Annotated in this window: 10 protein-coding genes and 2 pseudogenes; 4 read left to right on the top strand and 8 right to left on the bottom strand. The window is 57.6% G+C overall.

Translation table 11 applies throughout. From position 1 onward, the window contains the following. Positions 1 to 94 precede the first annotated feature (94 nt). The 8 genes from thyX to NKI70_RS33460 all read right to left on the bottom strand — a co-directional run bounded on the left by thyX (position 95) and on the right by NKI70_RS33460 (position 8468). Positions 95 to 1033: an FAD-dependent thymidylate synthase gene (gene thyX, locus NKI70_RS33495; RefSeq protein ID WP_352693548.1), complete on the bottom strand. Its 939-nt coding sequence runs from the start codon at positions 1031 to 1033 to the stop codon at positions 95 to 97. A 78-nt stretch (positions 1034 to 1111) separates the two neighbouring features. After that, positions 1112 to 2140 carry a hypothetical protein gene (locus NKI70_RS33490; RefSeq protein WP_352693550.1) on the bottom strand — a complete coding sequence of 343 codons (1029 nt, stop codon included), beginning with the start codon at positions 2138 to 2140 and terminating at the stop codon, positions 1112 to 1114. Continuing rightward, entirely contained in the window at positions 2133 to 4232 is a 2100-nt protein-coding gene (locus NKI70_RS33485; protein ID WP_352693552.1) for an ORC-CDC6 family AAA ATPase, read from the bottom strand. Before NKI70_RS33485 ends, NKI70_RS33490 begins: the two co-directional genes overlap by 8 nt. Then, a complete protein-coding gene (locus tag NKI70_RS33480; protein WP_183465388.1) occupies positions 4233 to 5501 on the bottom strand; it encodes a metallophosphoesterase family protein in 1269 nt (422 codons plus the stop codon). A gap of 330 nt (positions 5502 to 5831) precedes the next feature. After that, a complete protein-coding gene (locus NKI70_RS33475) occupies positions 5832 to 7193 on the bottom strand; it encodes a ThiF family adenylyltransferase (RefSeq protein WP_352726380.1) in 1362 nt (453 codons plus the stop codon). Next, on the bottom strand, positions 7163 to 7606 hold the full coding sequence (locus tag NKI70_RS33470; RefSeq protein ID WP_352693557.1) for a Mov34/MPN/PAD-1 family protein: 444 nt from the start codon (positions 7604 to 7606) through the stop codon (positions 7163 to 7165). Before NKI70_RS33470 ends, NKI70_RS33475 begins: the two co-directional genes overlap by 31 nt. Before the next feature lie 104 nt (positions 7607 to 7710). After that, positions 7711 to 8166 carry a hypothetical protein gene (locus NKI70_RS33465; RefSeq protein WP_352726377.1) on the bottom strand — a complete coding sequence of 152 codons (456 nt, stop codon included), beginning with the start codon at positions 8164 to 8166 and terminating at the stop codon, positions 7711 to 7713. Between the two features lie 5 nt (positions 8167 to 8171). Next, positions 8172 to 8468 carry a hypothetical protein gene (locus NKI70_RS33460; protein ID WP_183465384.1) on the bottom strand — a complete coding sequence of 99 codons (297 nt, stop codon included), beginning with the start codon at positions 8466 to 8468 and terminating at the stop codon, positions 8172 to 8174. A gap of 187 nt (positions 8469 to 8655) precedes the next feature. Here NKI70_RS33460 and NKI70_RS33455 point away from each other — a divergent pair, with 187 nt between their 5' ends. The 4 genes and pseudogenes from NKI70_RS33455 to NKI70_RS33440 form a co-directional block, all read left to right on the top strand. Further along, the gene (locus NKI70_RS33455) at positions 8656 to 8955 is read left to right on the top strand and encodes a hypothetical protein (RefSeq protein ID WP_183465383.1); all 300 of its coding nucleotides are present in this window, start codon (positions 8656 to 8658) and stop codon (positions 8953 to 8955) included. Beyond that, complete coding sequence (locus NKI70_RS33450) at positions 8952 to 10100, top strand: ImmA/IrrE family metallo-endopeptidase (protein WP_352726375.1); 1149 nt, start codon at positions 8952 to 8954, stop codon at positions 10098 to 10100. The genes NKI70_RS33455 and NKI70_RS33450 overlap by 4 nt, the downstream gene beginning before the upstream one ends. Positions 10101 to 10789: 689 nt before the next feature. After that, positions 10790 to 11018 (top strand): annotated as a pseudogene (locus NKI70_RS33445) (aminoglycoside adenylyltransferase domain-containing protein); the annotation flags it as partial. 33 nt (positions 11019 to 11051) lie between these two features. Continuing rightward, positions 11052 to 11272: pseudogene (locus tag NKI70_RS33440) on the top strand (transposase); the annotation flags it as partial. Positions 11273 to 11378 lie beyond the last annotated feature (106 nt).

Genomic DNA, 11378 nt, shown 5'->3' with positions numbered 1-11378 from the left:
AGCCCGCAACAGTTCGAGGACCAACACGCCCGGCAGATGGTCAAAACTGCGGCTTGACCCTGTCCGGTCCGAGGGGCGCACTCCAAGATGCGTATCAACTTAGTTCCAGCTTCGCTAAGAATTCCTCCCACTCACGCTTAGACATTGAGGTGTCAAGTTGCTCGACGTGTTCGCCCGCAAGCATGCGGCGAAGTGCCTTGAGGGCCTCCCCGGAAAATGTCGCCGCTTCCAGTCGATGCTCGCGAAACGCTTCGTAGGTCAGCGGGACCCATTTTTTCAGGATGTCCAAAATTACCTCCGCATACACCCTAATCTCATACTGCGCGTGGGGATCGGCGCGAAGCCGGAGAAAATTCATGAGGTTGTGCAGATCGGTCTTCCAGTACCACTGGGTATAGAAGTTGAGCGACAGGTTCATGCGAGCAAGCTCTCGTGCTAGCCCTTCTTGGTCATCACGAAGCTGCTGGCCGCCTTCATCATGATTTAGCAGATCGAGATAGTGATCGTAGTTGCGTTGCGCATCGTCTGTGAGAATTCGCAGTACTCGCTCCGCCTCAGCAGCTCCCACGACCTCTCCGCGACCTTGGCGATTTTGCAGCGATTGTGCTGACAGATGTTCCGGGGCGGGAATGTAGAATTCGCGATCGAGAATAGAATAGCGGGCCGAATATTCATTAACGCTCGCCATCCGATGCCGGATCCACTGGCGTGCAACGAAGATCGGCAGCTTTACGTGGAACTTGATTTCCGCCATTTCGAACGGCGTGGTGTGCCAGTGGCGGAGCAGATAGTGGATTAAGCCCCGATCTTCAGAGATTTTTTTCGTGCCCCGGCCGTAGGATACACGGGCCGCCTGCACGACGGCACCGTCGTCGCCCATATAGTCGACGACACGTACAAACCCGTGGTCGAGAACCGGAACAGCTTGATAGAGAATTTCCTCAAGCCCCTCGGATACAACGCGGCGTGTCGCCCTCGAGGCAGCGCGCGCCTCCTTGATCTCGAGTGACTGTTCTTCCGTAAGGTTGGTCATCGTGTCTCCAAGTTTGGGCTAGCGTGCGCTCGAGTTTTACACTTCGGCTCATAAGAAAAATCGAGACGCTCGCCGCTTTCATTGGCTCCAGAACGAGGCGGGATCGAAGCGGTCGTTGATGCGATAGAAATAGATATTCCCAGAAGCCTTCACCTCATTCACGACATAGGTCGTTGGAGTCCGGCAGACGACCTGAATCTGGTCATCGGCGAGCGCCGCAATCGCGAATGCGACAGCATGAGTCTTGGGACCGATCGCAAAACAAGTAGTGCCGGCTGAACGGTTTTGAAGGACGCTGAGGGCGACAGCGGCAATTTCGTGAAGCTCAAATTGCTCCTGCCTGACGCCAGGAAAAGCCGCCAGTTGCTGAAGCGCCGGCCGCTCCCGGTCGATCACCGACGAAGGCAATCTGCGATGCCCTTCGGTAATGTGATAAAGCACCAAGCCGTTGGGCTCAAAACGGTCGACGATGGGACTCGCCTGAGTGAGCTCGGCACCAACGGAAATATAGAGATTTCTCCGATCCGGTACGTAGTCTTCCGACTCCAGATAGGGAATTTGCGACGTCGTCCATTCGCCTTCTGATATCAGCCCAAGCGGTTTGCCAGCGACATCGATCTGTGCGGCCCGCATCTCGTACTTCTCAGCCTCCGCATAGACAAGGTCGATAGAGGTGAACAGTTCGCGACGGAATCCCAATCCGAGCAAAAAAAGCAAATAGCGTTTTGGAATGCACGTCATGTCCATCAGCACCCGGAGAGCGTGGCCCTTCTTGCGCGCGACCCCGAAAATCTCCTGCTCTATCTTCTCAGCGTTGTCTGTAAATTGTGCAGACCGTTCCAGATCTAAAATCCGGCAGTCGGCCATCGCGCCCTCAATCGTGGCGCGATTGCCGCTCTTGCGGCTCTCCATTTCGGTATCAGACGATGCGAAATGGATAATTAAACTCTCGTCGCTGCGCCCCGAGAGAAGCGGGCTACAGGCGTGGCAGCGGCTCTCCCAGCTGACAGCCGCGATGACGAGATCGTATTGTTCGCGCAGGATGCTGTGATCTTTGAGGATCGTCTGCGATATGCTGAGCGTCCCGATCGCTATCTCGTCAATCATCGAAACTCGGAACCTCGTGAGCCAGGGGGAGAGTCAGCTGTGAGCTCGAATTCGGTCGTCGCGCGAACTGCTTTGCCCAATCATCCGCGTCGACCTCAGGTGAGCCGATGCAGATCTGGTAGAGGATGTCCTCGGTCAGTTTCACAGGTTCGTAGGCACCCCGGTATGAGAACATAAAGCGAGGCGCGAAGCGTCGATGCAGCCGGAAACCAGAGATCTTCGGAGCCTCATCGTCCTCTCCGGACTTCGCCCTCCGCTTTGATGTCGTAGCGCGTAAATACCCTGACAATTCGGCGCGATGGATGATCTGGTTAATAAGCTCAATCTGGGTGGCGTTTGCCGGGTAGCTATGAGCTGGGTCAATGAAGAAAAGGCCGCGCTCGGTCGTTGCCAGCGACGAAGGATCTTCGAAATTCGCTTGGAGATGATGCGTTAGGCGCCCGAGAACCGTGATGAATCGCATCACTGCTTCGGCATTGGAGTCGGTAAGAATTCCGATGCCGTCATAGAAGGCCTCGCTAGAGGCATAAATGCCATCAGTCTGAGTCTTGGCAGCAATCTTCGTTCTCGAGCGAGCAAACTTCTCCAGGACTTCTTCGGCCGAAAGCGAGCCGCGGTCCTTCGAAAAGCGGTCGAAAATCTCGGCCATGATCTCCAAGAAGTCGCGGATCGAGCCGTCGGCCAGCGACGTGATCACACCCACCCCAGACATCGGCAATCTGCGGAAGCCGAGCCGGTTTGCAATATGGAGCATTGCACCGACGCTCTTGCGCCGTATCCAGGCCTGCTGGCTTTTGGCTTTCATCGCCTTTGCGTTTTTTGAGATCCTACTGAAATCCTCAGGTCGCGAGATCGGCGAGAAATTCTCCTTTTGACCAGTCCAGTGCCAAAGCACATAGGTCTGATAGTAAGGGAGAGCTCCGGCTGGAGTACGATCAAGCCCATATTGACCGAGATCCAGGCCATGAAGGAACTCGGCAGCTTCGCGAAGCTGCCGTGCAAGCGGGCTAGTCGAGCGCGATATCATCGTTTCGATGATGTCGTTCACTACAATCGTCCCGAGCCGGCCTTTGAGCGAGAAATAGCGCTCGACCTCAGAACCCGTCACCGGGGGGCGTCGATCTTGCCTCAAAGAGAAATACACCCGCAGACTGGCGACCGCCTCGCAGAGCGCCTGGAATTCTGGCCGGTCTCTGTCGTCGAGCGATACGACACGGCGATCAGCGTCGGTCAAAGGCTGTTCATCGATGAAAGTCTCGCCTGCCTCTACCGCCTCGCCCACCGAGCAAATGACCCAAGAGGTTGGAAATCTGCTTTTGCGCACGAGCGTATTCACCGATTTTCTCTGAAGCGGGCTCATCACCTCGCAATCGTCGAGGCAAAACTTAAAGCCGAGCCTCTGGCCGCAGGTAAGCTTGCTGTGGGCCATGGATTGCGACAGACGCTCGATCACGAAGGAAAGAAGTTCATGCGGCTCGCGGACCGGAAGCTTTTCGACCAGACTCTTGACGTAACCGCGGCCGCAGGCTTCGTTCATTCGCCTGACCATATTGCGAAGCGCTCGCGAAAGGTCGACAAACGTCTTTGGGGGCTGCTCTGTGAAGGACAAGATTTCTGGAAACTCCGCCGTCGTGTCTGCGACAATTGAAAGCTCGCTGCCAGCCGACAGCGTCAAGACGTCCTCGACGCGTAAGGTATGGGCTGCAGAAAGTGCCTTCTCGACGGCAATTAATTCGAGCGCGAGGGAATAGAAGCGGAAGAACTCGTAATCAGGACGCGGTGAGTCCGGAAAGATCTCGGACCAGCGCATATAGCCCATCGAGCCCGAAACATGATCCGGCAGGCGTATATAGACGCCAATGTGGTTGAAGTCCGAGATGGTCTTCTGGATTCGCAGTGAAGGATTGGAGAACAGATCCTCCCAGCAAATGCTCCGAAGAAGCGTAGTCTTGCCGCTGCCCCGGCTTCCATAAACGAACACCGATTTGTCGGCGGCCAAATGTGCCGCGGTCGGCGTAAACCATATTAGGGGAGAGCCGGAGCTCTCGTGCTCCCACCGCGTCGGTCGGAAAGGGTTCACGACGGCTGCCACCTACTTCTCCGCTCTTAAAATCCAATGCGTCGGCGAAAGATCGTAGTTGTCGATCGTGATACTACTTTCAGCCTGCAACTCCTCGACGATGATCGTCAGTCGTCGTTCATCCAAGCCGTTCGCCTCGTTCAGAAAATGTTTTGTCAGCTCTGGCCAATACATCTGCCCCACTTCCAGCACCTTTCCATAAATAATACCGGTGTTGCGATCGGAGCTGCGTCTACGCCCAAGGGCGATCGATATGGCGGTTTCCCGCTTCAAGATCCCTGATTTGTCGACCCGGTAGGGAGTGATGTGACAGGCAAGCGGAGCCGTGTTCTCGCCGAAAAGAATATCGACCAAATTAAAGCCCTTCGGAATGTCAGGGGCACTGATCGAGACAACGGGGAAGCCGCCCGGAAGCTGCAAAACCTCGACTGGATCCTCATGGATATGGCCGTGCAAATATATCGCCGGCCGCCCGAGTTCTCCGAGAGCGCCACGCAGCGCACCGCCGTTGACGAGTTCGGTATAGGGCGCAAGACGCGGCCGCCTTTGCGGAAGCAAATTGTGGTGGGCGACGAGCACCGGAATGGCGCCCCCCGATAGGGCTTCCATTTTCGTTACAACACTCTCGATCGTTTCCTCGGAGATCGCAGGAGTGTCCAACTGGCGATCGTAGTAAGCCCGCATCGCGGCGTCCGAATCAGGCCCGCTCATGACAGTTTTAATTGCCTCGGCAATCTGGAAGCGAAACTCGGGCGGAATGTAGCTTTCTTCGCCGCAGCCCCAGCAACTGTTGAGAAGAAAAAGCTCTATGCGAGCATTCTCTTTTTCGAGCGATCGATGCATCGCCTTGTTGATCGGCAAGGCGGGCAGCCCCGCCGCGATTAAGGCCTCCACCAGTGGCGTGAACTTGGTACTAATGCCTGGTTTAAGGGCAAGAGTGCGGTTGATGTCGTGGTTTCCGGGAACAATCCCGACCGGGATATCGCGAAAAAGGCCATTTGACCCGATCTGCAGCGCACTGGCGATGTAGTTTGCGCAGGCCGCGTAGCCGTCAAGCTTGCCATAGTCGGTCAGGTCGCCCATGAAAAGGACGGCATCGATATCTTGTTCCTTTATGATCTCAAAGATGCGCCGGAAGACGGTCTTTATTGGGCTGCGCGATATGATGTTCTTCAGGTTCAGCGGAAACGTTGTGTCCTTATCGTCCACGAAGGCCTTATTGCCAGCGTTGGAAACTAGGTGGATGTCGCCGATCTGCAGAAGCCGAATTTTTGGTAGCACTGCATGTCCCCCTCCCGAAGACTGCAGTATCGTTCTTGTCGGTGCATTGCAACGTCAAGGCGGGAACTTGAAACTCTCTCAGTGCAAGAGGCGAACGACGTTGCGGTTTGGGGTAAGGCCCTAGCAATACCGCCTTCCCCTAAGAATCGAGCCTCCGCGAACGGATCAACGAGAACTCGTGGAAACTTGCAGCCCGTCACGTTCTTGAAGGTCTATCCGAGAGGCTCGGTGGACATCGCTCCCGGACCAAAATGCCCGCTTTTCACAAGATCCCGTTGCCGTCCATCGGCCCAGCTCATTTCTTGACGGTTGGTCCTCGAGCTCCTGCGGCTATCGCCCGACTTCCGCCTGGCCTACGAACACAACATAGCGCGAGCCCGCGACTGCGGCTTTGTGCACGCTTTTGTCACGACCCTCGCATAGGCAGCCAGTACGATGCGGAATCGGCGTGCCGATCAACAGCGGCTGGCCCTTGAGGCCAAGCATTACTCGTTCGGCCGAGAACGGGTAACCGGGAGCGTTTAGCTTGAGAACCTCTGCTGCGGTCATTAGACCCGCGGCGAAGGAGAGGAAGGGCAGAGCCGCGTCGGTGCGCTTTTCCTCGACCGTCGTCTGGGACGCGGTGGACCCGTCTGTGGCGCACGTAGTTGGAGCGTACTTCTCGTCGGGCGGGAACACGCAGAGCGAACACGCTTTCGCTCCGGGTACATGCCGCATCAAGGTCGCCTGCCAATTCCGACCCGTGGTGGCGTAGAACTGGATCGGAGGGAACCCCATCTCGATATGGTAGCGCACGTTGAACTCGTTGGCGGCCGAGATCAGAATGTCCGTCGAACCGGCCTGACGGAGACTCCAGAGCGCGGACTCATGCAAGGCGACCGCGTCGACCGCTACGTCCTCGACACCGGCTCGGCGCAGAAAGGCGGCGACGGCGTCGACTTTGGCCATGTCGACCTTAGCATGGGCATCTGTGAAGATGGGTGAGCGGGTGATGTTATGGATTCCGATCCCGTCGTGATCGATGAGGCTTGCGCGGAAGTCCCTCGTCGCAAGCGCCAGAAAGTAGTTGGCGGCGGACCCCACCGAGCCGAGCCCTGCAGTCATGACGTGGCCTAGCGAGACCTCGACTGGGGAGAATTCCACCCGCTTGGGGACATCGGTCCAATCCCAAGCGTTGCAGGTGAAGGACTCGGTCATGGCGCCGAAGCGGGTGCAGAACAGATGCGCGGCACCCAATACCACGGCCAGCGCCGCGCCTATTCCGACATCCGATTCGATCGGGGATAGCGGCGACGGCCCCGGACCAATGTAGGCGTTCCACCCAGAGCCGTGGATCACAGTGTTGTGGCCGTCGGGTCCGAGATGGAAGCGAAAATCGCCTGCGGTCACTTGGCGTGTGCCGTAGCTGCCGAACGAGTCGGCGGCTCTCATTCCATCAAGGGCATGCTCGACAAGCGAACGGCCGGCCCATGGAAGGCGCGGGTGGATAGGTATGTCCGGGAAGCCTACCTGCACCGAGGGTGACAGCCGTCCCAACAGGTTGCAGGCGACGAGCGCTGCCACTTGCCCATCGTAACTGGCGAGGTAATCGGGCGACGCGGTGATCGCGACGACCTGCGTTTGGTCGAGTGGCGACGCGCCGTAGCGAAGCATGCGATCGTTCAATCGGTCGTAAAACTGTTGCTGGTCCATGGCCCGCCTGCCGGAATGATAATGATGTCGTCGTCCGAAAGCTCGATCCAGCCGTGCGGCTTCTGCCACAGATAGGCGGCGGCGCCAGCCAGCGAGGGTAGAAACCGTCCATAATCAGGCAGCACGAGTGAGGCGTATCCCGGGTAACGGATCTTGGCGCCTTCGACGTCGCCATCGCTATGGAAGGCTTGGCTCGGATGGGTGTGGACCTGGGCTACCACCTGCAACTCGAACCGCGCCGCCGCCTGCATGCAGGACACCATGGCGCGAGGCGGAACATGAAAACTGCCCGCCGTCGTCCGCGCCTCCGGCGCGAAGACCGCTACGGCAAGAGTGACGGCACCGTCGGTCCGGCCGAGCAGATAGGCGATCCCCTCATGCCGCTGCTGTTGAGACCGGACCAGCGCGGCCATCAAGTCTTGGAGCGCATCCGTGGTCACCAGCAACCTGGCCGGCTGTGGCGAAATTGCAATGCTCTTTGGCTTTCGGCCGAGAACACGCTTGAGCCAACCGGGGATCATTCTGCCACCCTGCCTTCGTAGCTCTTCATCAGTTCGCAGGCGATACGCAGGGCCATGGCACCCAAGGTGCGGCACGCCCTCGTGTATGCGTTGTTCTGCCAGGCGCCGATCTGCCAATCCGAATGCGGTCCGCGGGAATCGACAGTTTTGTAGGCGAGGCGATTCCATGGCGCGCAGATCACGCCGTTACCGTGCAGGAAATTGCCGCCGCGCGGCGTATCCGGCCGGTTGTCGATCCTGCCGGTCGCCGGGTTGAACCAGTGCCAGGCAGGAGGTGTGGCAGGATAGCCGTCACACCTCACGCGCAGGTGGTAGGTCAAGCCGTCCTTAGCAGGGAGCCCGAGGACGAAGGTCAGGTCATCGATCTGCTCGATCGACCAGCCCATAAGGCTGGCATTCTCCTTAAGCGCGTCGAGTTCAACCTTCACCAGCAGGGCAGCGGGGGTGCTCATGACGATCAGACCCCGGAACCAGTGGCGACCAGCGTCAACTTGTACCTGCCCTTCTTGAGCCCGAAGCTCACCAGCGGACGGTTGACAGGCTCGAGGTGGACGTCCCCGTAGTAGAGCTCGAAGGCGTCGCCTTCGGCGAGGTCGCGGTCCTTCACCACTTCCTTGATCACTTTCTCCACCTTTTCGTTCTTGTCGAACGTGCCGCGGAATACGCCGTTCGGCGTTGCGATCTCGAGCACGACATCGTCGTCGTTATGATCCTTTCCCGAATTCTCGCCGGGGCTTTTGTTGTCCTGAGACATTCGCCAACTCCATTGTTGTCGCCCCGAATCTGCGCAGGGGAGGGCGGAGCAAACCCCTTGGCCCCAGCGTCGTTGCATGTTAGTCCCACTTCCGGGAACCACTAATTCCGATATGGCATAGCGTGAGGTCAAGTGCAATAGTCGTCCCACATTTGGGAACCATTTTGTATTGGAGCCGCGGTTTGCCATGAAGCTGATAGGGATATCGAGATTGCGCGAACTTGCGCGTCGTACCCGTGGCGACCTTGATGGAGCCGTACCGGCGCTCGTTGCCGAACTTGAGGCCGGGTCATGGCGTTCGATGGCTGAAATCGCGGAATTTTATCCGTCAGCCCTGATCAAAGGCATCAAGGTCCGAATCCCACTCAACGCTGACTATCGGGTCGATCTCGTCGCTGACTGCGAGGCGCAGATAGTTCTCATCGAATATGCGGGCGCGACTACTGGGGCACGCGCCACGACCAAGGCAGGGAGCAAGGTGACATGACAGTTCGACCTATACGCACTGAGGAAGACTACCAATCGGCACTCAAGCGTGCCACTGCGCTGTTCGGGCACAAAAGCCCGAAAGACCGCGACGAGCTCGAAGTGCTGCAGGCCGTCATCGAACGCTGGGAACGATCCCGGCATCCCATTGAGGCACCGACGCCTGTCCAAGCGATCAAGTTTCGCATGGCGCAGGAGGGATTGTCACAACGCGATCTGATTCCATACCTTGGAAGTAAATCGCGCGTATCCGAGATACTCAACGGTCAGCGACAGCCCACGGTCGATCAGATCAGGGCACTACATCAGCATCTAAGCATTCCCGTCACTTCGCTGATTGGCTCGTCGAAGCACGAGCCTGCGGCCGGCTCGTCGAATACCTCGATAGCAGCCGAAGGAAAGCTTCGTACGCTTGGCGTGATGAAAACGAAGGAGAGTCTCGCCGGCTTCTTATCGCGTTCGAAGGCCTCTACTCCGGCAATCGCCATGTTGCGCAAGACCAGGACTGAGCGCACCAACGCCAAGACGGACATGGCGGCACTCGAAGCATGGTGCGCAGCCGTATTAGTTCGTGCAGAAAAGATAAATGTCAAAAAAACTAAGATCGGCGATCAAGAGAAAGCGGCGCGGCAACTGGCACAGCTGAGCCTGTTGGCTGACTGGCAGGATCAGATCGTCGCTGCGCTACATCGTATGGGAATAATATTGGTCATATTGGAGCACCTGCCGGGAACATTTCTCGACGGGGCAGCGATGTGCCGCAGCGATGGTGTTCCGGTGATTGCACTAACCTTGCGTCACGATCGATTGGACAATTTCTGGTTTACGCTGTTGCATGAGTTCGCCCATGTGGTTCGTCACTTGAGCACTGATCGACAGGTTATTCTGGACGATCTGGATGTGGCGAGTTCGGAAACCATCGAAGCGGAGGCGGACTCGTTTGCACGGCACGCTCTTATCCCTCCTGCCATGTGGAAGGGGATCGACAGGGGCAGCAGCACGGAGGAGGTGTTGCAGGCGGCGCAGAAAGCTGGCGTGCATCCCGCGATTGCCGCCGGCCGCTGGCGGTTCGAACATTCGGACTATCGTCGTTTCTCCAAGCTGATTGGTCGGGGCAAGGTGAAGATGGCTCTAATTCCGACTTAATTTCTATTGGTGGCGCGAAAGTGGCCCCAGAGCAGTCGACCGTCAAAGCACCTATGCGACCTCCATGTTCATGCTTTGTGCTTCGAAAGTCGCATAAAAAGGCAGTGTGGAATGCACAAAGCAGCAGGAGGAGTGCGGGCCCGTTCATAACGCGTAGGCCCCGCTAACATCGGCTGAGTCCGCAATTCAGCTAATCCGGCCGTGCTTCCGATGCGACAGAGTCCAGGAGCAGGGTAACCTCGACATTGACGCTGGTAATGGCTTGCGAGTGAAGGGGCTGATTGGCCCAATCGGCGATGGAGACTACCAACGGGTAGTCCTCAACCCGCACCTCATGATCTTGATCGACGTCCCCGTACGATCCAACAGCAGAAAAAAGCAAAGGAGTCATTCCCTCGTCAGATTTGCTCGCGAGGGCGCAACTCGCTGAACATCCACATGGCTGTCAACGCGAACATTGAAGAGCATTCGGCCTCCAGATTTATCGGCGCAGTCGCCTGCTACGGAATCGAAGCTGGCCGGCGGAAAATCTGCAGCTTGGACAATCATCTCGATCAAAACCGTCTCAAGTTGTGGCGTGCTACCCATCTAGCAACGTAGTCGGGAGACTCCCGCATAAATCAAGCAGGCGTCGTGGCGTATCCCCGGAGATCATCGGCACAGGCGGTCGGGAATGAGTTTTCGTGTCGTTACGGGAAGCATTCGAAGCAGGCGAGGTTCTACAGCTTGTCTCCGCCCCGAACTCACTCTGGTGTTGGCGCAGGCCCGGCAAGAAGCTCGCCCCTTGCTCGGCCCGACCGCAACCAAGAGCTTCTGCCGGAAATCCCTGCGGAGCACGTTCGCCGCGCAATGTGCGATGCATTTCCTTCACTGCTCGATAAGGTGAGAGGTGACGAACGAAACGTCCTACTGACACTCCACATCGCGCCGGATTCTGATTCAGGGCTCACCATGAGCCGATATGGTCTGACAGACCTTGAATGGTGATCGAGCCGCTGCTACCCAACAAGCCAAGAGGTGTGCCGTGTGTTGATGATCGCCGCGTGCTGAACGGTATCTTCTGGGTGCTGCGCTCCGGTGCGCCATGGCGCGACCTGCCTCAGCGCTATTGCCCGCGCACCACCTGTTGCAACCGCTTCGTCCGATCGCGAAAAGCAGGTGTGTGGCTGCGCAGTAATGAGTCTACGGCCTAACACTACTTTGGCAGATTTTTAGCTCCGGGAGCGTTTCGAGGATTCCCAAGAGCCGTTTTGCGTGATTCATGAGAGGTCGGCTTTT

Origin of the sequence: Mesorhizobium sp. M0500 (assembly GCF_040321165.1) — a bacterium.
GTDB lineage: Bacteria > Pseudomonadota > Alphaproteobacteria > Rhizobiales > Rhizobiaceae > Mesorhizobium.
Note: the sequence above shows the minus strand (reverse complement) of the source record. Positions and strands in the feature narration are given on the sequence as shown.